Here is a 21718-nt window from a genome sequence, read left to right as displayed (position 1 = left end):
TTCCGAGACATCATGGGCCTGCGAAGGGCACGCTGAGCAGCAGGTCGCCATCGTCCGCACGCCCTCACGGGCGGACGAGGCGGACAACTGACCGCTCTCGTTCGACCGCGCCAGGGCCGCTTGCGGTGGTGGTCCGACGGTCAGTTCGAGGCGCTGGGACGCGTGAGAGGTCGAGCGAAGACGGTGGCGTCGCCAGCGCTCCAAAGGCCCCGAACGCGTCGCTTCTGGATCTTCCAGCCCGCCGTGGTCTTGATGAGCTCGTCGTCGTAGTTTCCGCCGAGGAGGTACTGGCCGGTGCCGTCGGTCGTGCGGAGGTGCTGGGCCTGAAACGTCGTGTGGGCGGTTGCGGTGTCGCCGCTGACAGCAGGTTCGACGTTGCTGACGAGGTGTTGTGTGACCTCGAGCGGGTTGAGGAAGTTCCGGTACTGCGTCAGGATCGCGTCCAAGCCATCGGCGTCGCCGTTTGCGAAGTCGCCGACTGCGTCCGGGGTGAAGCAGTCACTGAGGAGCGCCCAGTCCCGCGCGTCCATCGCACGGGCAATCCGGTAGACGAGCTGTGTTATCGCCGTTTGGTCGAGGAGCAGTTGGACGTCGGACGGTTCGGTGTTTGAGTTGGTCATTTCTGTCCTCCGGGAGGGGTGGTTTGGGTTGCGGGCCGGTTCAGGGTGGCCGTGTGCGTGTTCGGCCGGCCGTCTCGGGTGAAGGTGAAGACCACGAGCGCAAGCACAGCCGCTCCGTCGCCAATCAGCGGCAAAGCCTGAGCGTGCGCGTCCACGACGAGGCCGCCCAGGATCGGAGCCAGCGCGATGGCGACGTAGAGGGCCGTGTTGTACCAGGACAGGGCGATTCCTGCGGTGGCCGGGTTGATGCTCACCAGACGGTGCTGGAGGGGGATGCCTGCGCCGAAGCCCGCGAGTCCCCAGAAGGCGAACAGGACAGCGGCCTCAGCGAATGAGTTGCCGGCGAGTGTCAGCAGCACGAAGACGACTACCTCGACGGTAATCGCGGCGGTGAAGATGGCCCCGCTGCCGAACCTGTCGGTGATAGGGCCGGCAAGAAGCGTGCCGACGATCCCGCCGATGCCGTACAGGAGCAGCAGGACAGCCAGGCGTGACCCGTTCCCGTGCGTCACAGGAGCCGAGACGGCGGAGCTGAAGAAGTAAACGATGTTGAAGGACAAGCAGAGGAACACCGTCGTCAACAAGGCAGCGGCGACCCGGCGCTCCCTCAGCACTCCGAGGCGAGCTCGGGCGGAGAGAGGCGCGTCGGTCGGTGCGCGGCGCAGGCTGACGGCGACGAGAACGGCCAGGACGGCGGACACGATGGTCACGGCCACCAACGGCACCCGCCAACTCGTCACCGCAGCAAGCGCCGTCCCGGCGGGTGCCCCGAGCGCGGTCGCCAGGGTGAAGCCCAGGCCTACCGCGGTCAATGCTCGACCGCGGCGCTCGGGCGGAAGGAGCCGTGGTGCCACGGCGGTCGCTGCGGGCACGAGCGCGGCACCCCCCAGAGCCGCCACCAAGCGTCCGACCGTGAAGGATCCGATGGTGGTGGATGCGGCCGTGACGGCGACACCTACCGTGATCACCGCGAGCCCCACAGCCATCAGTGCAGCGCGTGGCACCTTCGCGAAGATCGTTGCGATTACCGGGGAGACGATCGCTACGACGATTCCGTACACGGTGATGGTGTAGCCGACTTGTGCCGTGTTGACGTGCAGAGTTGCAGCGATCTGAGGGAGGACACCCGCGACGACGAAGGCGTTCGTGCCGACGACGAAGAGCGCCGCCGCCAGGACTCCGAGGCGGAGGTACGGGCCGCGCGGGGACCTTGATTGTTCGATCGACGTCATGCAGTGGACGCTACCGCACTGTTAGATGACCGTCAACCAATCCACCAAAGCGCCGACGTTTCGTTCGGTCATCGTCGTACAATCAGCACATGCACGCGACGGACCTACGCACGGATCTTGCGCCCGATACCGATGAGTACCCGGTGGCGGATCTGGCTCGTGTCGAGCTGGTCGACGTGCTCAAAGCCCTCGTCGACCCGGTCCGGTTGCAGATCGTGAAGGTCCTTGCTTCTGGTGAGGCGCTGAACAAGAGCACGACGGACTGGGGATGCGACCTGTCGAGAGCGACCATGTCGCACCACTTCCGCATCCTCCGAGAAGTCGGTCTGACACGAACGTTCGCGGAGGGACGCTCCCACCGCGTGCAACTTCGCCGATGGGACTTTGAGCAACGATTCCCCGGCCTCCTGGATGCGCTGATCACGAGCGCGTGACCGAGCACTGCGAGGCAGTCGGCGCGCCCCAGCTCCCGGCCGTATCCAGGAGCGCTTTCTGTTGCAATGCGGGTGCGTGGTCAGAGCCAGCTCTGGAGCGTGGTGCGGAGCGGTTCCGTCGGGTGACCGATGAGGCGCGCCAGGTCTCCTGAGACGGCGTCGAGCTCGCCGGCTGCCATGTCGGCGTAGGCGCGGCCGAAAAGCCAAGCAGTATCCTCGTCAAGACCCGTAGCGATCAGGGCCGCGTGTTGTTGGTCTGCCGTCAGGGTTTCGTAGCGGACGGACGCGCCGAGCACTTCAGCGGACGCCGCCGCAAACTCCGCGAACGACCACGCCGTGTCACCGGAGAGCTCGTACACAACCCCCTCGTGTCCGGCCGTCGTCGAGGTGACCGCGATGGCTTCTCCGTACTCGCGTCGCGGCGCGGAAGCGATCCGGCCCTGGCCGATACTGTTCGCGATCGCGCCGCCACTACGCGCCGCACCGAACTCAGGACGCTGGTTCTCCGTGTACCAGCCGTTCCGCAAAATCGTGTACGGGATCCCGGAAGCCTCGATCGCTTTCTCTGTTGCCCTGTGGTCAGCAGCGATCTCGAGACGAGTCGTCGACGCCCGCAGTACCGACGTGTACACCACCCTCCCGACACCGGCGGCCTTTGCGGCGCGGAGGGCAGCGGTCCGCGGCGCCAATCCACCAGACATCCCGCCGACGGAAATGAGCACGAGCACGTCGCTGCCCTCAAGCGACGCGGCCGTCGCAACCTCGTCATCGAGGTCGAGTTCAGCGACGGACAAGCCGCGCTCGGCTAGTTCGATGAGCCGGCGGCGGTTCCGACCGAGCGCGAGCACGTCCCGCGGGGCAGTTCCGCGGCCCAGGAGGGCGTCGATCGCGTGGCCGCCGAGCTGTCCAGTGGCGCCAATAAGGGAGAGGGTCATAACCGTACTTTCGCGAGGTAACGAATGGTGACGTGGTCACCGTATGCTCAAGCCGGAGGAGCGCGGAAGAACGCACTTCGTCGATCGGAGGTAACCCCGTGGTAACCGAGTCAACGACCGTTGGGCAGCGCAGTCAGCGCGGAGACCTCTTCTCAAAAGACTGCCCGACCCGGGTTCTCCTTGACCGGATCGGTGGCAAGTGGGTGTCGATGGTCATCGCGCTTCTGGCGGAGAACGACTTCGCCGAGATGGGATTCGCGCAGTTGAACCGCGGCATGCCCGGGGTCTCGCACAAGATGCTCTCGGTGACACTGCAGGGGCTTGTCCGAGACGGGCTCGTGGACCGCCGTGTTGAGGACTCCGTTCCCCCTCGCGTCTACTACCAACTCACACCGCTAGGGATGTCCCTGAGCAGACCGCTCGAGGTACTGCGGGAGTGGGCAGAGGAGCACGTCGAGCACGTGGACTCGCTCAATCGGCTGCAGTCGCACTGATGCGGCTCCTGCACGTGGGCCGGTGGGTGCTCGCCGCCGCAGCGATCGTCACCATCGCTGGCGCTGTGGTCGTGCTGTCCCTGTCGGCGCGATGCTGCGCTTCGGGCCCGCAGCGACGGGACCCACGTCAGCGCGAGCACCACAGCGAGGACCACCCAGTTGAGCACAGCCCCCGGCAGCTGGCCCGAGGGCAGCACGGGCCGGGATGCCACCGCAACGTCGTACACCGACCTGGGTCAGATCGCAGTGATCACCGAGCCCCGCTCCATGGATGATGACGAGCCAATCCTCCGCGTCCACGTTTCTTACGATCGCAGGAGTGGCCCACGCTCGATCATTGAGAACGCATCCGCACGGAACCGCCCGGCAGCCGATCCCCTTCTGGAACAACCAAGAGCGACCGAGGCGGTGTTCGGTAGCCCACCGGCTATCGGAGGGGTAGCCGATCGGCAGTTGGAGGATCAGCCCTGGTTCGGCGCAGAGGCGCGTTCTAGTTCCTTGAGTACAGCGCGACCAATTTCGAGGACCGCTCCGCGATAGGTGGCGATGCCGAATACTCCACCGTTGGTGGACTCGGCGCGTATCTCAGATGTCGACTCCGACCGGGCATGGAACGTGAAGCGGGTCGTCTCGGATCGTACTGCGAAGGTAGTACGGCGGCCGACGAGAGCGCGGTCTTCAAGGACCTCGATGAGGGTGGCACCTTGCACGGCGTGAACCGCCTGGCGGAAGAGCTCCGGCACCTTCGCCAGCGGAACGCCTACGACAACCTGTGGCATGGGGCTCCTTCGGTGGGCAGTGCGAAGCTACTTCGCGACCTCGACGCTACGCCCGTCTGCCCGCTCACCGGAGCATTGCTTCCGTCTCGGTGAACGATCGTCATCCGATACGTGGAAGTGACATCGAGCGTAGGGCCGACTATTGGTCGCGCGGCTCGTTGTCCTTCAGCGTGTGTTCCGGAGGCGTACGAGCTGTCGGGCCCCGAGCACGATGCAACCAATCCCAGCCAAGGCAGCGACGCCTGCGAGGACAATTGCGGGAAGCTGGCTGCGGCCGGCCGGCTCAAAAGGGCTCGCGGTAGTCACAAACAGAAGAGCGACTCCAAGCGAAATCACTCCGAACACAAGCATCGCCACTGAGCCTGACCGACTCATCTCATCCGCCGACTTCCCTGGGTCTGGCCTGGTCATAGCATCCAGCGTAGACCGGGGCCTGCGTCCGACAGCCGACCCGTCATCGGACGGTTCTGAGCGTGTCCCGCTGACGGCGTCGGGATCACCAGAAGTCGCGGTACGAGATGTCCATGTGCTTGGTCGATACGGGTGACAGCTCGAGATCGAGCCCAGCGGCTGCCACCTGCCGCAACACCTCCGCCGGCACCGTGAAGGTGTTCTCCTTGTGGTCGGTGATGAGGGACACAGACAGGTTGGCCCCGTAGCCCTCGTCGCGTAGACCCGCGAATAGCTCCGCCGAGTTTTCCGGCAGCATCCACTGCACACGCCCCCAAGGGTCTCGCCCGTGCTCTGTGCGGATCTCGTCAACGTGACGGTTGCTGAATAGGTTCCATATCGATACGTCGAAGACGCGGGGACCGTCTCCCTTGAGGTCGCCGATTTCGTACTGCTCGTCTGGTGCGACGCCCAAGAGTTGTGTCACATGCACCGAAGAGCCTCGTTGTCCATGGATGTTCAACTCCACCTGGATGTTCTTGATCACTCCGGCAGTGTCTCACTCGCGCTGCGCCGAGGTCGTGGCCTCTGATACGAAGGCGTCCGCTCACCGATCCCCTACCGGAACGATCAAGAGCGATTGAGCCAGCGTTCGGTAGCCCACCGTCAAGCGGGACACCGACTCCAGGGGTCTGCTGCACGGATAGGTGACGTCTGATCTGGCTTGCCCGGGAGGGCAGCCTGGAAGGATGCCATCGTGCCCAAGCCCTACCCGCAGGAGTTCCGCGACGATGTCGTGCGTGTTGCTCGGAGCCGTGAGCCGGGAGTGACAATCGAGCAGATCGCCGCCGACTTCGGTGTCCACCCGATGACGTTGACGAAGTGGCTGCGCCGCGCTGCCGTCGAAGACGGGGAGCGTCCCGGAACGACGCGTGCCGAGTCCGACGAAGTCCGTGAGTTGCGGCGGCGGAACCGGCTCCTCGAGCAGGAAGTCGAGGTGCTGCGCCGAGCGGCGGCGTATCTGTCGCAGGCGAACCTGCCGGGTTCGGGTCGGGTTCCCGGAGCGCGTGGTGCTGAGTGACAGCAACGCGCTTGCATGGGTTCGCAGAGACGACGAGCGTCTGCTGTTGAAGTGGTCGGTCGCATCCGACCGGTTCGAACGGCTCGCCTTCGCAGCCGAGCTCACTGCTTGGCTCGGGGCACAGGGATTGCCGGTGTCTGCTCCGCTGCCGACGCTCGCGGGTGAGGTTCAGGTGACGAACGACGGCGTATCGATGGGCGTGCAGGGCATCATCGATGGAGTCCATCTCAGCGTTGAGGACGCCGATCAGGTTCGGGCAGCGGGGGCGACGCTTGCTCGGCTGCACGATGCGTTGCGCTCGTACCCGATGCGCGACGCGCAACACGAGGTCCTGTCGCCGCCGGCACCGCTCACCCAGCAGGTATCGGGCTGGCTCGCCTCCGAGCCGTCCACGGTGTCCCCGCAGACCCGCGACGTCCTCGGGCAGATGCTCGAACGAGTGCCGGCGGACCTTCCGCCCATGCAGATCGTGCAGGGCGACTACCGCGCGGCGAACATCTTATGCGCAGGCACTGAAGTCGTCGGCGTTCTCGACTTCGAAGAGCTTCGACTTGACCATCGAATCGTTGAACTCGCTCGTTCAGCGGTCATGCTCGGCACACTCTTCCGGGACTGGGGACCGGTCTCAGTGTCCGTTCGGGAGCATTTTCTAGACGGATACCAAGCAGTTCAAACCCTCACGGACGAGGAACTCCGTTGGTGGCCGGTCCTCGTGTGCTGGTACTCCATGGCCGTTGTGCCCCCCGGGGACGACCCCAACGGGTGGGGCCGAGCAGCAACCGAACAGCTCGAGCACGCAGCGGGGTAGCTGTTGCGGCCGAGCCCGCCCGGTAGCCGATCCTTGATCGGGCGTGCTCCGCTGCAACGAGCGGAGCCACGGTTGCTAGCGTTTCAGTCATGGCAGACGCCCTTCCCGGGAACCGCGAGAGAGCGGTCGTCTTCCTGCACGGATCGAACCGGACCTTCGACCGCGCCTGGCCCATCGCGGCTCACATCGAGCACGCTCGGTTTGCGGTGATGCCTGGTTACGGGGACGGCGCAGCTGTCGCCTTCGAGCAAGATGCCTGGGAGTCGACGCTCATCGGCACTTGCTCACCAGGCGCTGCCGTCGTCGCACACTCGTACGGTGGGCCGATCGCAATGCGCGCCGCAGCTCACCGGCCCGACCTGATCGCAGGGCTGGTGCTCTTTGAGCCTGCTGCGTACGCGCTGGCTCGAGGCAACGCGGCAGTCGAGGCGCACATCGACCGCGTACAACCAGTGCTCGATACCGCGGCCGAAATCGACACCGCGCAGTTCGCCGTCGCGTTCGCAACAGCCCTCACTGGCATTGCCGGGACATCGCCGGTGAGCCCGGACGAACTCCTGGCTGCCGATCGGCAGCGCAGGCTCCCTGGGCCGTGGACCCTGGATACGCCGTCGGACGTCGACGTGCCGATGCTCGTGATCACCGGAGGCTGGAACGAGGAGTACGAAGCAATTGCTTCGCAGCTGCACCGTGCCCGACGGATGACTCTCACCGGCTACGGACATCGGCCACAGGATCATCCGGGCGCCGCTGACGCCTTGTAGGGGTTCACCGGGCAACTGCAAAGGTAGGCACCGCACGCAGAGTGGAAGCGAGGCGGTCGGAGCGGTCCCGGTGAACGATCGGCTACCGGGCACAAGCGCTGCATCCTCTGGCGTTGCCCTGCGAGGATCGGTTCATGATCCTTCGGAACGTTCATGTGGTCCTCGAGCCGATCTCGCCAGAGCTTGCACGGCGCATCGTCGCTCGGGACGAGCGTCCCGGAGACGATTGGCATCCGGAGTACCCCTACCCCGACGAGCTCGACCCACTCCGATCACTCGCTGACGCGCCAAAGCCTGACCCGGACTTCACGATGTACATGATTCGCCGTACCTCGGATGGTCTGGCAGTAGGCGGCTTTGGCTTTTTCGGCCCGCCCGACGAGCAGGGGGTGGTCGAATTCGGCTACGGCCTGGTGCCGGCGGCCCGCGGCAAGGGGCTAGCGACCGAGGCGGTGAAGCTGGCCCTCGAACGCGCCCGCGACTGCGGCGCCACCGTCGCGACCGCAGACACGGCCCAAGACAACGATGCATCACAGCGTGTTCTCGTGCGGAACGGCTTCACGGAGACGGGGCGCCGTGACTCGCTCATCTTCTACCAACGAGCATTAGCCGCCCGGTAGACGATCGTCATCCAGGACACGGTCAGGGCCGTCAGCCCCGTCCGGTTGCCGATCCGCTAGCGGGCAGCTACACCCCACCGCCATCAGGTCGACCTGGTTGTGTGGAGTTCATGTGGATCCCCGGACTGATCGCTGGGCCGGCAATCGTTGCAGTAGCGGTCACCGCGTTCGTACGTCCGGCGCCGATCTCCCAGTTCTTCCTCGACGCCCAGCTGGGAAGCCGGGGTCCGCAAGGTGCGATGACCCCGGGACTCGTCCGTGTGCTCGCTGCAGGGCTGGCGATGATCGGCATCGTCTGGACACTCCTGTCCATCTTCGGTCACCCTGAGTGACCGGAAAGTCGAAAGCGCGACCAGATGGAGTCCGGTACCGGATGGTCTCCTGGGACAAGGGCTGCGGCTTTCCACCTAGGGTTCGGTTATGGCGACGCGATCGGGGACAGGGTATCCGTTTCGTCGCCGGGTTCGATGGGGACGAGTGCTTCTGCTCGGCGTGGTCGGGTGCGCGTTGATCGTCGTTGCGCTGCTCTGCGCTTACGGAAGTGACATTCATCATGGTGTCGGTGTGGCAACCTGCCAAGAGCGGCGAGCTCCGGACGGGTACCCGCCTGAGGGGCCGCGGATCGCTCACCGCACGGTCATCCCTCTCGGCGTTTCGTGCGAGTTCGACGACGGGTCGGGTCCGCCGGTGTTCTCACCAGAGACTGACTGGCGTGCCACTGGTATCGGACTCGGCGGCGCACTGTTCGTCGTCAGCGCTGCGGTCTCTCTTGCCGCACCAGAGAGGTCACGTCGGTGAAGTGATTGGCCGTAGAGACCTCCAGCGGTGGTCCCGCCTTGACAAGCCACCTCGGGTCGCCCGGTAGCCGATCTTGGGTTCAGCTGGTCGTTGCAACGACCCCTTGAAACCGCCGATCCATATGCGGACTCGGCCGCCCGGGAAGTGATCGACCATCGCCGGCCTGATGGATCAGGCCGAGTCCGGCGCGACCGCGGTCTCGCGTGCCGATAGTTCTAGGAGATGCCCCGCGTCACGCAACGAGGTCGCTGAGCGCGCGCAACGGGTGTCGAGGAGGCTCAGGTCATCAGCCGTCCCGAGTGATTTGGCGAGCAGCCCGGGACGCGGACAGCGCACCTGCCCCGAGAGCGGCCAGCGTGCAGGCGAGGGAAAGCCCGAGCAGCACGACGTAGAGCGCTGGCGCCAGTTGCGCTGGGATCGACACGACCACGACGATCGCCGCCGCGATCAAGAACGGCCGCATGACTCTCCGCGCGGCAAGATGGCCGGCTCGCCAGGCCTCGTCGCTGCGCATCAGCGACGGCAATCGAATGCCAGCCGCGTGATTCCGACCCATTCCATTCGTCGCGATCGACACAACACCCCAGATCGCCGCGTCAACGAGGAGCACGAGCAGAGCGCAGCCGACCGTTCCCAACCACCCCGGACTCGTCATCTCCGCCTCCCTCGGTTGAAACTAGCGAATCACGCGGCGGCGGTCAGCCCCTTCCGCGAGCCCGACGGACGAACCGGACACTGCCGGCCGGCAGCTAGGGGCCGGTCTGACGCTGACCGACGCCGCGCGGGGATCGCCGGCAGTGGTCGTAGGAAGCTGACGCGGAAGCAGCGTCCGATAGCCGGTGGGCTACCGAACGCTGTCTCGGTCGCTCGTGGACGTTCCGGTAGGGGATCCTTCAACGAGGCTCAAGCGTGCGATGCTCGGCGTGTGCACACCGACGACGGCCCGAGCGACATGGATGAACTCTTCGTCCGTGGAACTCAGAGCGTCCGGAACAGCACCGCGGTCGGGCAAGTTGTGGGCTTGGGCGGCCTGCTGGCACTCCTGACCGGCACGGTCTCGGTCCTCGCAGCGGGCGGGATCCTGGCTGGTGGCTTCGTACTCCTCATCGGCGGAATGCTTGTCGTGCTCCCATTCCTCTAAACAGGTCACTACGGCGCCGGTGCGCCAGGAGCAAGACGACTGCGTACCCTCCAATCATGCGCACCCTGAGAGAGACCTTCGGCCTCGAAGGAACAGGACGATCATGGGCTCGCGTCCTGCTCGACGTGGTGAGTGGCACGCTCGTACTGTCCGGCATCGCTCTCGTCGCTAGCAATGCAGCGCTCGGTCACTCGACTGCGATTTGGATCGGTAGCGGGGTGATCCTGCTCGGGGTTGTCTGCTGGGGTGCCAGCATCTTCCTATCCGTACGAGCAGCACGACGCGAGCCGCAAAATCCGTCTCGGTAGCCGATCGGCTTATGAGACAGCGGTCGCCCTCTAGTCTCAGGCACATGAACGCACTCGTCGCAACCGCGGTCGTCATGCCCGCTGCTGTCAGTCCGAAGTCGGGCGCCACGATTCCTCTGTGGGCGTTCGTCCTCGTGATCGTGGCGATCGTCGCTGTCGGAGTCACGATGTTTCTTCGCCGCAAGCGCTGACTGCCCCTCGGAGAGCTGGGTCGTCTCGTTCGGTACTGGATTGGCTATCGAGACGGCCCTAGCGCCGTCGAAGCGGCGACACGATGTTTGGTCGAATTGAGTGACACGCGCGCCGTCGCCGAGACTCGTGAGCGGAGTCGGCGACAAGTAGTGACTCCGCCGACAGTCGTGTGTCGTGTGGCTGCGGGAACAACGTGTCAAACACGCAACCTAAATTGTCCGAGACCGCGCTTTTGACAAGTAGTGCTGCGTTGTCAGCACCGCTGAGGGTTCGGAGGATCAGTCCCGCTGCATGTGCGCAGGTGCCGCCCAGGTGCGATAGCGTGAGTCGAAGCTCTATTCGAGTGGGTTAGGAGTCAGCTGCCGAGGGCTTCGATGAGTCCTGGTCTCCCTCTGTCGACAGCGCTGTCCTCCGTCAGGACGAGGTTTCCTCCTGGCGCCGCCGCGAGTGCCTGCTTCAAGGGGACGATCGGAGTCCGTTCTCCCGGGGACGGACACCGATCAGGGGACCATTCGGGCGCCCGGTAGCGGATCGACTATCGAGACTGGTTGAACGGACGTGCGTAGGACGCATAGATTCTTGCGCATGGCTGATCGGGGTGTGCGCGACGAGATCCGCGCTGAGGCTGATCGCCTCGAGGAGAACGCGACATTCGGGCAACAGGGGAACCTTGAAGCGGCGAAGCTGTGGACCGGATGGAGCTGGGGTTTGGGAAGCGTCATCGCTGTGGGAAGTGCTGTCGGCGGTGTGCTGACGTTCGCAACGGACGCGTTGCAGTACCTCGCCGGTGGGCTGGCGTTACTGGCAGCAGCAGCAACGGGCGTTCACGGAACGCTGCGTCCTGCGAAGCGGGCGGAACGTGCGCAATCAGTTGCGGTGCAGTTCCTTTCGGTCCAGGACCGAGCACGGCGGTTACGACGCGTCGACGCGCTGACGTCGACTGACGACTCGGTTCTCCGGGATCGTCTTGATGTGATTGCGTCACAGCTCGACGCTGCGCGTGAACGGGCCGACCCGACGCCGCGGTGGGCCTATCGCCGGGCGAAACGGAACATCGAGCGCGACGGCGGTCAGACTCATCGGGTGGACGCCTGATGACCGTTCAGAGCTACTTGGATGATGCTGTCGCTGCAATGACGCCCTCAGCGGAGGACCGCACGGTCGCGAGTGCCCATCGAACCGCCATTCAGGATGCCGTCGTGTCCGGAATGGACGCGTTTCGGATCTTTGAGACTGGGTCCTGGTCCCATGGGACCGCCCTCCGTGTGTGGAGCGACGTCGACTACTTCGCATCGATGCGGCATGTCCGTCCGAGCCAGAGCTACGAGGACATCCTGGAGCTCAAGAACGTCCTGGCGGACAAGCTTCGGTGGTCCGCACGGTCGGTCACGATCGACCGTCCCGGGGTGCGCATCGAATGGCCCAGTGGACCGTCAACGGAGGTCATGCCGGCGCACGTCACTAGCGATGATGACTATTGGATCCCTGATCCGAAGGGCACCGGGTGGGTGAAGTCGAGTCCGTTGAAGCACAACGAGTACGTCAACGGCACCCGTGATCTGATCCCGCGGACCAAGGATTTCGTGCGACTTGTGAAGTTGTGGAAGTACCGGTCGGGGGCGCCGATCACGTCGCTGTACCTGGAGTTGCGTGCGGCGAAGTACCTGCGTGAGCACCAACCGTTCGCGATGATGCTGGACCTGACGGGCTTCTTCTCCTGGCTCAACGCGATCGAGCTCGCCGGGTTGAACGACCCGAGCCGATTTGATGGCCGCCGGATCACCGCGGCAGGCGACTCGCTTCTCCCGCTCGCGCGGCTGTATGCAGAGAGGGCTGCCTCGCGAGCTGATCAAGCCCGAAGTGCGTACCTCGCGTCGGACTATCTTGGCGCGCAGTTGCATCTTCAGCAGCTCATTTCGCCCTAATCGCCTCCGCCGGCAGGGGTTCGACGATCGAGGTGTACTTCTCGTCGCCTCTACCGGTTGGTGTGCGTGTCCGTGCTCGCTCGTGATGCGGTCGCGGCGGGTGATCCGGCCTTGAAGATCGAGTTCACCGCCTCCGCGAGGGCATTGTCATAGCTGTCGCCCTTGGACCCAACGGACGCGACCGCACCGGCCTCAGCGAGCCGGTCCGTGTAGCGAATAGCTCGGTATTGGACTCCTCGATCGCTGTGATGGATCAGCTGTGACAGATCTCGGTTCTCGCGTTGCCGGGTCCAGATGCCCATCTCGAGGGCGTCGAGGACGAGGTCGGTGCGCATGTTCTTCGATAGCTGCCAGCCGACGATGCGGCGGGAGAACACGTCCGTGACGAACGCGGCGTAGACCCACCCGGAGAAGGTGCGGATGTAGGTGATGTCGGCGACCCAGAGCTGGTCCGGGCCGGTCGCGGTAAACGCCCGCTGCACCAGATCCGCCGGCCGGTCCCCGACCGGGCCCGGAATCGTCGTCTTCGGCCCCTTCCGCTTGGACACGCCGTGCAGTCCGGTGGACCGCATGAGTCGCTCAACGGTGCAGCGGGCAATCACGTGCCCCTCCCGCCGTAGCTGTGCGTGTACCTTCCGGGCGCCGTAAACGCCGTAGTTGGTCCGGTGCACCCGCTCGACCTCGACCGTGCGGGCAGCGTCACTGATCGACCGCGCCGACGGTGGTCTGACCTTCACCGCGTAGTAGCTCGACGGGGCGATCTGCAACGTGCGACAGATCGGCTCGACCCCAAACTCGTGCTTATGCGCGTCGATGAACTGCGTCATCTGCTGGAGGGGCGGTCGAGCTCCGCCGCGAAGAAAGCCGACCCCGACTTCAGAATCTGATTCGCCCGCCGCAACTCCCGAACCTCGCGTTCGAGTTCCGCAATCCGCTGCGCGTCGTCGGTCGTGACGCCGGGCCGGTCACCCGCGTCGATCTCGGCCTGCTGCACCCAGTTCCGCAGTGTCTTGCGGATTGATCCCGAGCTGTTCACCGATCCGACGTAGCGCACCGCCTCTGGTGTTCGGGTCGCGGCGCGCTTCCACCGCGAGTCGGACCGCTCGCTCCCGAAGCTCCTCCGGGTACTTCCTCGGTGCTCCCATGACTCCCATCCTCCCGTGGATTGAGAGCCTCCATCAGACCCGGGGCGGAACAACTCTCGGACACGAAACAACCACCCGTTGCAACGACCCCTTGAAACCGCCGATTGTCATCCGGACGTCTCGCCTCGGCGGTCCGCGACCGCTTCGCTCTCGTCGGAGGGCCGCTCGTCCCCCGCGTCGGGTTGGTCGACATCGAAGAAGTCGAACTCTAGTTGATCGGCACCATTCACTGGCGGGGTCGGCAGATCCTCCAGGACGATGTCCAGGACGTTGGTCTCGCCGCCTTCAATGTCAATCTCGACCCTGACTTCGACCTCCACCTCGGCACTGGCGTCCAGGTAGTGATCGCTGAGCTGTCCCGAAATGCTGACGGCTCCCTCGACCTCGAACCAGTCCCCCCGGTAGAGACCGCCCTCGATCGTGATTACCGCTTCAGCAGTTCCCACAAGCACGTCAGCCGACTGCTCGCTCTCTTTGAAAGAGAACTCTGTGGTCTGATCGATGGCCGCGATGGTGCCACCTTCGGGGAGGGGGACCGTGAACTTCACAAACGACGGGTACTCGTAGTCTCCGCCGTAGGCGAGCTGCTCGGAGACGTCTTCGTTGACGAGGCCGTAAAGCGCATCGGTGGCTGCTTCGACAAGGGCTGCGCGGGATACGCCGGGGCGGTCCTGCTTCAGCTCGTCAACCGCAATCTCGACCGGGTTCCCCCCGGGCGCTGTGTCGTCGAGGTCTTCTACTGCGGGAAGCTCCGGCTCGTCGGGCGCAGGGGCGCCCTCTGAGACCGCGGATCTTTCGCCCTGCGCGTCGTCGGGCGTCCGTGAGGGGGACATTGTTTCTGGCGCGTGATCCGAAGGCTGAGAAACCGTATCGGCCACGAGGTCCTCGATGAGGGAGATGGCTTCCGGAACCCCCCGCGCCAGTCGGATTCTTTCCCTCGGGATACCGAATCCGTCGAGGTCCTCTAGCAGGTCGGCATGCAGGGACTTCTTGTCATCGGCGATGAAGCCCCCGTCGAAAGTCACGAACAACACCGTGTCTCCTGAGTTAGACGTCTGAAGAACCTCCAGCACGCTCTCCCAGATCAGCACGTCGCGGAAGCCGAGGGATTTTCTCGTCTTGCCTTGCTCGATCTCGAGGAACGGTCGCCGGCGTCCCAGGTCGCGGCCGAGCAGGTCCGTGGTCTTCACTTCCGGCACAGGAACGTCGCGGACGCCAGGCTTCGCCAGCACCTCGACGAAGGCGTTGTCGATATCAGACTCGATCCGATCGTGAGCATTCTGCAGGAGAGTTACTGTCTCGGCGACGTTGATGCCGGCAGCCCCCATCTGCTCCACGCCGGCTGCTGCAGAGTCAAGGGCCTCTCGTGCGCTCTCAATCCGCTGACGCGTCAGCTCCTTGATCACTACCTGCGGATACACGATCTCACATACTTCTGAAGCAGCCAGCTGGATGAGCTTCGGTGCAACGTCTCGAGTCAACCAAGGATCCCGGTGCACGGCGTTGGTGTCGAGGACGACGATGAGCATGAGTTCATCTTCGCCTATCCGTTCCGTCCACGGGCAAGGTTGCGGCCAGGTTCTTTTAGCTCCTAGGCAATGGGCAGCGTGAGGGTCCCCGGGCGCTGCGACGTGGAAGCTCAGGGAGGCACGGGGTTACCTAGCCGGGTGCACCACCTGCAATTCGGCGCTCCTCGACGTCCGTCGTGTCGGCGATACGCATCACCCGCTGCTCCCAGCTCTCGCGAGGCCTATCAGAGTCGGTCATGTTGTGACGTCGGTAGCGGTCCGCAAAGCTACTGAAGGCTGTCCGTAAGCCGGTTGGCTAACGGACGCGCGGGAACGCCAGTGGCAGGCTCGGCTCATGAAAGTTCCGGGCTGGCTCGCGGCACTCCTCCTGGGTCCGATCGCTTTCGTGATCGGTGTTGTCCTGCAGCTCACCGGCACTCCGCACATCGGCCTCGCAGTATCGATGGTCCGCGTGATGGTCGCAGTCGTGGGCGGCCTGTGCCGTCCCCGAGGCTCGCACTAAAACGACCGGCTCGTGCGCGTGGTCCCCGTAGCTCACGACCTGGCCGTCGTCCGATGGCCGATTGTGAACCGAGTCCACGACTGCTCAGTCTTGATCAGTCTCCGTGCGATTAGCTTCGCACAGCGTCGACGGGCGTGCCGGCCGAGGGTCTCGCGCAACAGGAGCTCGACAGTCGCAAAGACCGTGAACGATATGCACCCGACTATGCAGTTGGAGCCGTGCGGTTTGCAAGAAAATCATAGAAGCACACGCATTTCACCCATTGAGTCGCATCCGTGACCTTGCCCTCGTCCAGCAGGTCCCAGTGTTCCACGAGGAAGTTTCTGAGAACGTCAATATCGACGTCATCCGGTTCAAGGTTCGGGATGACGAGAAGTGTGTCCGTGAGGCGAGCGTCTGTTATCAGTGCGGCGAGGTCGCTGTGCTTCGCCCGAATCCGGGCTGCACGTTCGGCGAAGTACCCCTTATTGCGCGGCGGTCCAATGCCAAGCCTGGCCTTTGCACGCACCGATTTCGGCACGTCTGCATCGTCGTGGAGGTTTCCCTCGGCAGTGAGAAAGCCTGCACCGCGTAGGTACTTGAACACTGGGGCATGCGTTCGTGGTGGGCCAACTATCGGCAGCACCTCGCGAACAATCTCCAGGTAGTCAGCCGGGTCGAGCGTGGAATGCAGGACGTCGTCGAGCAGATCTCGGCGCTTTAGTCCGATAAGCCCCTTACCACTGATGCGATCCGATTCCCCAAGTCTCTTTTGCACTCCGACACCAATGACGACGTCGATTTCGCTGATGTCGGTGTCCGACTCGAGGTCAGCAACCATCACCGTCGCGGAGGGCTCGCTCGTGCGCACCAGTTCGTATACTTCTTCCCTCAAGTGGCGCAGGACTCGCGCCGGGAAACGCCGCTTTAGCTGGCTAAGGACGCGGAATACCGTGAGATAGTCCGGAACCGTGGCGTATCGAACAGGCACCACAGTGGACCCAACATCAAAGTTTCCGAAGGCGAGCGTAGCTTCAGCGCCCGGTCGCCAGTTCACAAAGATCAAGCGGTCGGCAAGGCGGTCTAGGTTATCGGCGGTGAGAACCGATGCAATGCTGGTCACAATCTGGCGAACGTTGTCATCGGACATCGAATAGCCCAAAAAGATGATGGGGTGTTCCACGAATATCGAGAGCAACTTCGCCGCAAGGTATGGGTTTCGCTCATCGAACTTGTCGTAGTCAGCGGCCGTTAGAACCAAGCTCTCTGGGTCAATCGCGCTGCCGTGGATCTTATAGATCTCTGCAACGCCAAACGGATCTTTGAAGAGGAGTTGATCCTGACCGACATAGGTAGTGAAGTCCGGGAAGACATACTCGAGGGCGGTGTCATAGTTTGTGGTTATGATGCCCTCGACGACCGCCACGCGCAGGGCCTCAAGTTCATCGTTGAGGGGGCCGTCTTTCGGCAGGTCTGGCGTTATATCATCAAACTTCTGAGCCACCTCGATCTTGAGCGGCGACAGGCGGGTGGCCGGAGATGGGTACTTCGAGCGACTGCTCGCGAACGCGTCTGATTCCCACCAGATGTCGCGGAAGTCTTCCCCGATAAGACTGGCGACGGTGGGAAGGTGTCCGTTCGCATCCGAGGCATAACGCTCGTACGGGCGGCCGATCGTGTCAGCAAAATCACGGAGGAGCCCCGTCCAGTCTGGAGTGTTCGCATAGCGACGGCTGGCCAATGATCCGCTGCCCGGAGCTTCTTCCGCGGTTTGCGGCACCCTTCCTCAGCTTGCGAAAACTGATGGAATCCGGGAGATCGCGCCGATCAGCCGCAGCTGCGACTTGCGACGACCACCACTTGCCGATAGGTGCATGGTCAAGCACTCCGTCAGCTCCGGTCGGGATGAAAAGCAGACGGTCGAAGTCGAAAGAGTGTTGGCGGAACGCACGGTCGACGCTCGTGGCTGCAGTGACGAAGTCAAGGAGTCCGACGAAACTGAAGAGTCCACCCGCCGGCGCTGGTGTTCGAATAACTTGATTGTTGCGTGCCTTGACGCCGGTCGCGAATCCAGCTATCTCGCTCGATCGCTCGACGGAATCGGAGGTGAATGATCGGATGATCCCCAGGTTGGGTCCGAGATTGTCGAGGGTGGCGAGCAGGATCATCGCTGGGACGAGTTCGTCCTCGGTGGTCGCAAATCTCTTCGGGAGCGCCGTTTCTTGCGGGGCGAGGTCAGACGCGTCGAGTTGTAGCCAGTCTTGTGGCAGGCTTCCGTATGCGTCCTGGACTGCTCTTCGGTAGCGCTGGAACCAGGCGGCCACCTGGTCCTTCATCATGGCTTCGATGGCGTCCACGACGTCCGGCGAGTAGCCGGTTACCGCTGGCTTTGTGACGGGAATCGTGTAGCTGAACAGGGCTTCCGAAAGCGCTGCTCCGTTCGGATGCCACCGTTCCAATGCGCCACACACACATCGGCGCAAGTTCCGGCGGTCGCCATGATTCTTAGCGGCGCCGTTGATTGCGCTCCAGAGGACGGATACATCCAGTGTCGCATCACTTAGACTTATGGATCCTGTCTCTCGCGAAAGTATCGACAGAAACCTCCCGGCCCGGTTTGCCAGGGTTAGCACCGTCTGTGAGGATGTCCACGTGCCGCCATGCAAGTGAATTGACATCAGCAGATGCTCAGTGAGCTGATCCCCCGCATCGTTCAGGCGAAGTTGCTTGATCAGGATCGGATCCCGTGACCCGCTGACGATGAGGCGAACATCCCCGCTCGAGGTCCTCGTGGCTTCTGTGATGAAGTTGGGGTTGACTCCGCGTTGGTCGGTGTTTCGCGCTCTGAGGTAGGCGCGGTCGTTGTCCATCCTCATTGCTGTTCCCGCCCGAGGAACGCATTGATCGAGTATTGGCTGGCCATCAGTCCGACTTGTTGGATGTAGAGCTGTGTCGTTCTCGCGTTGATGTGGCCGAGGCCGGTTGCTGCCATCTTCACAGCGCTTTGGATGTTGACGCGATGCGGTTTGCCGTCGAGGTCTCGACCAGCGCTGGTCGGGACTCCAAAGTAGAAGAGCGCTGCGAGGTGCGTTGCGTAGGTTCCCCGGAGGTCGTGGGTGGTGACGTGGGGGAAGACGGTCCCGGCTTGTTCAGCGCGGTCCTCGGCTTCAGCGGATACGGTGCTGACGATCTCCTCGGCCGAGCGTTCGCTCAGCGGGCGCCCTCGATGCACTGTCAGGAAGATCATCGCTGGTTCGTTGGTTTCTGTGACGAGTCGCCGTCGGTCCTCTGCTGTCATCGTGTTGAAGCTTCTCCGATTGCCGTCCGTGTCAACGATGCCGCGGAACGTTGCGGTCGGCCCGGTTGCCACCCGGATCGGGTTCTTTGGAGGCGTCCACCGGTCGAGTTGGTGTCGTCGTGCCCCCGTTTCCGGATTGATGAATCTGCGGACACGGTCGAGGTGTCGTCGTATGGCGGGCAGGACTACTTCTCGATTGGTCTTCGACACTGCGGCAGGAAGGCGGATCTCGATGAGGTCGCCTTCAGTTGGCTTGCGATTGCGTGGGGTGGGTCGAGGGGACGCCGGAATCTCATAGGTGAGAAGGTGAGCGAGGGTGTCGGCTCGAGCGCCGCAAGCGAGTCCGAGTGAGATGAAGGCTGCGTCGCGGGCTGCTGTGTAGTTCTGGCCGTTGTTGCGTGTGGTCGCGGCTGCGAGGAGTTCGGCGATTTGCGGCGGTTCGAGGGGTGTTTGGGCGGCACTGGCCTTCGGAATACCTCGTCCTTCACGCATTGAGAGGACTGGACCATTGGGAGTCCGCAATTCGTCGAGTGTGATCGGGAGGGGTATGCCGCGCTCGTCGCGCAGCCATTCGTAGAAGCCGCGGATCGTCGAGCGGTCGGAAGCGATCGTGTTCCCGGACACTCGCCTCGGTCCGGTTGTGCGGGTGCGGATGTAGCCGATGATGTGCGCGTTTGTTGCGCCGCGGATCGACGTGTTTTGCGCAAGGACGTAGTTTAAGAATGCGCGGAGGCTGTCGGCGCGGGTAAGTGCCGTTTTAGTCCTGCGGAGGCCGGAGCGTGCGTCGACCTCGCGGAGCCACGCTGTTGCGTCGTTTTCTATGATCCCGTCGATCGTGATGACGGGCGCGGAGACCGGTGGCAGGTCATGCGGAACGACGCCGAGCACACGTCGAACGATGCTCGGATCCCACGCACCCCCCTTGTGCACGCCAACTCTCGCCACTGGGTGACGTCCCGCTCGGTGAGGCCAGTATGGCCTGCCGAGCGTGCTGGAGACAGGAGTATTCCGGATGAGCACGCAGAAACCCCCCTGCCAGCCCTCAAGCAGGAGACAGGGGGGTTTTCCGGATTTTCAGCGCTTCAGGTTCGTCAGCTCCTGCAGCACCTCGTCCGAGGTGGTGATGATGCGGGCGTTCGCCTGGAAGCCGCGCTGCGCGACGATCAGGTTGGTGAACTCCTGCGACAGGTCCACGTTCGACATCTCGAGCGTGCCGGCAGCCAGCGAGCCGACGCCCGCGGATCCCGGGACGCCGACGGTGGCGGCCCCGGAGTTCGCGGTCGCGCGGTAGCCCGACGCGCCGGTCTTCTCGAGGCCGGCCGGGTTCGCGAAGGTGGCGAGGGCGATGCGGCCGACGGCGAGCGAGGCACCGTTCGAGAACGTGCCCATCACGGTGCCGTCCTTCGAGATCGAGTAGCTCTTCAGCGATCCGGCCTCGTGCCCGTTCTGCGACGAGATCGACGCCGTGTTGAGCGCGGCGAAGCCCGTCAGCTGCGTCATGTCGACCGAAACGCCGCCGACCTGCAGGGTCGCACCGCGTGTGATCTTGCCGTCGGCGCCGAACGTGACGGTGCCGGTGGCCGAGGCGCCCTGCCCGTTCGAGGCGGCGACGGTCCACCCGGTGTCGGTCTTCGTGTACGCGAGCGACAGGGTGTGCTTCGTGCCGTACTGGTCGTAGACGGTGGCGTCGCGGTTGAGGACATCGCCGGTCTTGGTGTCGGACGGCAGGTTGCCGGTGACGCCAGCGGTGCTGGTCGCGGTGGCGGGGGCGGCGGCCTGCAGCGGCAGCGTGATGTCGCTCATCTGGCCGCCGTCGTTGACGACGCCGTTGGTGGCCGAGTAGCCCTGGACGATCTTGCCGTCCGCGCTGACCAGGCGGCCGTCGGCGTCGAAGTCGAACGCGCCGGCGCGGCTGTACACGGTGTCGTTGCCCAGGCGGGTGACGAAGAAGCCGTCGCCGGAGATCATCAGGTCGGTGGCCTTGCCGGTCGCCTGTGCGGAGCCCTGGGCGAAGTTGGTGGAGACGCCGGCGACCTGCACGCCGAGGCCGATCTGTGCGGGGTTCGTGCCGCCGATGCCGGTCTGGGGGCCGCCGGCACCCTGGGTCATCTGCGACAGGGTGTCCTGGAACACGGTGGTCGACGACTTGAAGCCGACGGTGTTCACGTTGGCGATGTTGTTGCCCGTGACGTCGAGCATCTCCTGGTGGGAGCGGAGGCCGGAGATCCCGGAGTAGAGCGAGCGGAGCATGGTGCGTCCCTTCGTGGACGAGGAGTGTGGGAAGTGGGTGGGGTCAGGAACCGGAGGCGGTGGTGATACCGGAGATCACGTCGAGATCGACCTCCTTCCCGTTCACGGTCACGGTCGGCACGCTCTTCGCGTAGGAGACCGCGGTGGCGGTCCCGGTGACGGCCGCGCCGGAGGCGGCGTCGGTGTAGCTGACCTGCTTCCCGACGAGGTTCGCGGCGGCCATGCGCATCTGCAGCGAGAAGTCCTCGTTGGCCGTCGTGGTCTGGTTGGTGACCTGCTCCATCATCGCGAGCTGCGTCTGCTGGCTGATCATCTGGTTCGTGTCCATCGGCGACGACGGGTCCTGGTTGCGGAGCTGCGTCACGAGGAGCTTCATGAAGACCTCGGAGTCCATCGTCTGCGACCGCGACGAGGTGGGGTTGGCGGCGACTGCTGCGGCGGCCGTGGCGGTGTCCACGGAGCCGGTGATCCCGTCGAGTGGCATGGTTCTCGTT

The 21718-nt window shown here is 64.2% G+C and carries 24 protein-coding genes and 1 other annotated feature; of the genes, 10 read left to right on the top strand and 14 right to left on the bottom strand.

The window, feature by feature from the left end; all coding sequences use genetic code 11:
* Nucleotides 1-140 precede the first annotated feature (140 nt).
* Nucleotides 141-620 (bottom strand): nuclear transport factor 2 family protein, encoded by a 480-nt coding sequence (locus DEJ33_RS04960; RefSeq protein WP_111077806.1) that lies wholly within the window; start codon nucleotides 618-620, stop codon nucleotides 141-143.
* The gene (locus DEJ33_RS04955; protein WP_111077807.1) at nucleotides 617-1852 is read right to left on the bottom strand and encodes an MFS transporter; all 1236 of its coding nucleotides are present in this window, start codon (nucleotides 1850-1852) and stop codon (nucleotides 617-619) included. Before DEJ33_RS04955 ends, DEJ33_RS04960 begins: the two co-directional genes overlap by 4 nt.
* 89 nt (nucleotides 1853-1941) lie before the next feature.
* Between DEJ33_RS04955 and DEJ33_RS04950 the strand changes: the two genes are divergently transcribed.
* The gene (locus tag DEJ33_RS04950; RefSeq protein WP_111077808.1) at nucleotides 1942-2286 is read left to right on the top strand and encodes a helix-turn-helix transcriptional regulator; all 345 of its coding nucleotides are present in this window, start codon (nucleotides 1942-1944) and stop codon (nucleotides 2284-2286) included.
* 80 nt (nucleotides 2287-2366) lie between these two features.
* On the opposite strand, the gene DEJ33_RS04945 is transcribed toward DEJ33_RS04950, so the two are convergent.
* Nucleotides 2367-3221: an NAD(P)H-binding protein gene (locus DEJ33_RS04945; RefSeq protein ID WP_111077809.1), complete on the bottom strand. Its 855-nt coding sequence runs from the start codon at nucleotides 3219-3221 to the stop codon at nucleotides 2367-2369.
* 98 nt (nucleotides 3222-3319) lie between these two features.
* On the opposite strand from DEJ33_RS04945, the gene DEJ33_RS04940 reads away from it, so the two are divergent.
* A complete protein-coding gene (locus DEJ33_RS04940) occupies nucleotides 3320-3715 on the top strand; it encodes a helix-turn-helix domain-containing protein (RefSeq protein ID WP_220033984.1) in 396 nt (131 codons plus the stop codon).
* Between the two features lie 461 nt (nucleotides 3716-4176).
* Here the strand turns inward: DEJ33_RS04940 and DEJ33_RS16845 are convergent, their stop codons facing one another.
* Nucleotides 4177-4494, bottom strand: a complete 318-nt coding sequence (locus DEJ33_RS16845; RefSeq protein WP_146242525.1) for a hypothetical protein — start codon at nucleotides 4492-4494, stop codon at nucleotides 4177-4179.
* A 496-nt stretch (nucleotides 4495-4990) separates the two neighbouring features.
* Nucleotides 4991-5431 (bottom strand): DUF4279 domain-containing protein, encoded by a 441-nt coding sequence (locus tag DEJ33_RS04935; protein WP_111194388.1) that lies wholly within the window; start codon nucleotides 5429-5431, stop codon nucleotides 4991-4993.
* Nucleotides 5432-5641: 210 nt separating this feature from the next.
* Here DEJ33_RS04935 and DEJ33_RS17430 point away from each other — a divergent pair, with 210 nt between their 5' ends.
* The 4 genes from DEJ33_RS17430 to DEJ33_RS04915 all read left to right on the top strand — a co-directional run bounded on the left by DEJ33_RS17430 (nucleotide 5642) and on the right by DEJ33_RS04915 (nucleotide 8157).
* Nucleotides 5642-5965 (top strand): transposase, encoded by a 324-nt coding sequence (locus DEJ33_RS17430; protein ID WP_220033983.1) that lies wholly within the window; start codon nucleotides 5642-5644, stop codon nucleotides 5963-5965.
* Complete coding sequence (locus DEJ33_RS04925) at nucleotides 5952-6773, top strand: phosphotransferase (RefSeq protein ID WP_181436551.1); 822 nt, start codon at nucleotides 5952-5954, stop codon at nucleotides 6771-6773. Before DEJ33_RS17430 ends, DEJ33_RS04925 begins: the two co-directional genes overlap by 14 nt.
* Nucleotides 6774-6862: 89 nt before the next feature.
* Nucleotides 6863-7537 carry an alpha/beta fold hydrolase gene (locus DEJ33_RS04920; RefSeq protein ID WP_111077813.1) on the top strand — a complete coding sequence of 225 codons (675 nt, stop codon included), beginning with the start codon at nucleotides 6863-6865 and terminating at the stop codon, nucleotides 7535-7537.
* Between the two features lie 134 nt (nucleotides 7538-7671).
* Nucleotides 7672-8157: a GNAT family N-acetyltransferase gene (locus DEJ33_RS04915; RefSeq protein ID WP_111077814.1), complete on the top strand. Its 486-nt coding sequence runs from the start codon at nucleotides 7672-7674 to the stop codon at nucleotides 8155-8157.
* Between the two features lie 1084 nt (nucleotides 8158-9241).
* Here DEJ33_RS04915 and DEJ33_RS04905 read toward each other — a convergent pair.
* Nucleotides 9242-9565, bottom strand: coding sequence for an SdpI family protein (locus DEJ33_RS04905; protein ID WP_181432771.1), 324 nt, complete (start codon nucleotides 9563-9565; stop codon nucleotides 9242-9244).
* A gap of 315 nt (nucleotides 9566-9880) precedes the next feature.
* On the opposite strand from DEJ33_RS04905, the gene DEJ33_RS04900 reads away from it, so the two are divergent.
* The 4 genes from DEJ33_RS04900 (at nucleotide 9881) to DEJ33_RS04885 (ending at nucleotide 12521) form a co-directional block, all read left to right on the top strand.
* Nucleotides 9881-10096 (top strand): hypothetical protein, encoded by a 216-nt coding sequence (locus tag DEJ33_RS04900; protein WP_111077817.1) that lies wholly within the window; start codon nucleotides 9881-9883, stop codon nucleotides 10094-10096.
* 352 nt (nucleotides 10097-10448) lie between these two features.
* A complete protein-coding gene (locus tag DEJ33_RS17120; RefSeq protein ID WP_181432770.1) occupies nucleotides 10449-10595 on the top strand; it encodes a hypothetical protein in 147 nt (48 codons plus the stop codon).
* 586 nt (nucleotides 10596-11181) lie between these two features.
* Nucleotides 11182-11691, top strand: a complete 510-nt coding sequence (locus DEJ33_RS04890) for an SLATT domain-containing protein (protein WP_111077819.1) — start codon at nucleotides 11182-11184, stop codon at nucleotides 11689-11691.
* Nucleotides 11691-12521, top strand: coding sequence for a hypothetical protein (locus DEJ33_RS04885; RefSeq protein ID WP_111077820.1), 831 nt, complete (start codon nucleotides 11691-11693; stop codon nucleotides 12519-12521). Before DEJ33_RS04890 ends, DEJ33_RS04885 begins: the two co-directional genes overlap by 1 nt.
* Nucleotides 12522-12571: 50 nt before the next feature.
* Here the strand turns inward: DEJ33_RS04885 and DEJ33_RS04880 are convergent, their stop codons facing one another.
* From DEJ33_RS04880 to DEJ33_RS04850, 8 genes are all read right to left on the bottom strand, one after another.
* On the bottom strand, nucleotides 12572-13348 hold the full coding sequence (locus DEJ33_RS04880; RefSeq protein ID WP_111077821.1) for an IS3 family transposase: 777 nt from the start codon (nucleotides 13346-13348) through the stop codon (nucleotides 12572-12574).
* Nucleotides 13274-13387: a sequence feature (AL1L pseudoknot), on the bottom strand. (Overlaps the previous gene by 75 nt.)
* On the bottom strand, nucleotides 13345-13575 hold the full coding sequence (locus DEJ33_RS17115; RefSeq protein WP_181432769.1) for a hypothetical protein: 231 nt from the start codon (nucleotides 13573-13575) through the stop codon (nucleotides 13345-13347). It overlaps the preceding feature by 43 nt. Before DEJ33_RS17115 ends, DEJ33_RS04880 begins: the two co-directional genes overlap by 4 nt.
* Before the next feature lie 198 nt (nucleotides 13576-13773).
* Nucleotides 13774-15195: a PIN domain-containing protein gene (locus DEJ33_RS04870; protein WP_111077823.1), complete on the bottom strand. Its 1422-nt coding sequence runs from the start codon at nucleotides 15193-15195 to the stop codon at nucleotides 13774-13776.
* Nucleotides 15196-15899: 704 nt separating this feature from the next.
* Nucleotides 15900-17456: an SIR2 family protein gene (locus DEJ33_RS04865; RefSeq protein WP_111077824.1), complete on the bottom strand. Its 1557-nt coding sequence runs from the start codon at nucleotides 17454-17456 to the stop codon at nucleotides 15900-15902.
* The gene (locus DEJ33_RS16840) at nucleotides 17365-18546 is read right to left on the bottom strand and encodes a hypothetical protein (RefSeq protein ID WP_146242524.1); all 1182 of its coding nucleotides are present in this window, start codon (nucleotides 18544-18546) and stop codon (nucleotides 17365-17367) included. Before DEJ33_RS16840 ends, DEJ33_RS04865 begins: the two co-directional genes overlap by 92 nt.
* A gap of 2 nt (nucleotides 18547-18548) precedes the next feature.
* Entirely contained in the window at nucleotides 18549-19862 is a 1314-nt protein-coding gene (locus tag DEJ33_RS04860; RefSeq protein ID WP_146242523.1) for a site-specific integrase, read from the bottom strand.
* A gap of 186 nt (nucleotides 19863-20048) precedes the next feature.
* Nucleotides 20049-21224 carry a flagellar hook protein FlgE gene (locus DEJ33_RS04855; RefSeq protein ID WP_111194386.1) on the bottom strand — a complete coding sequence of 392 codons (1176 nt, stop codon included), beginning with the start codon at nucleotides 21222-21224 and terminating at the stop codon, nucleotides 20049-20051.
* 43 nt (nucleotides 21225-21267) lie between these two features.
* Complete coding sequence (locus DEJ33_RS04850; RefSeq protein WP_110902389.1) at nucleotides 21268-21708, bottom strand: flagellar hook assembly protein FlgD; 441 nt, start codon at nucleotides 21706-21708, stop codon at nucleotides 21268-21270.
* Between the last annotated feature and the right edge of the window lie 10 nt (nucleotides 21709-21718).

It is taken from the genome of Curtobacterium sp. MCPF17_047 (assembly GCF_003234045.1).
In the GTDB taxonomy this organism is placed as follows: domain Bacteria; phylum Actinomycetota; class Actinomycetes; order Actinomycetales; family Microbacteriaceae; genus Curtobacterium.
This window is presented reverse-complemented; position numbering and strand designations above follow the sequence as displayed.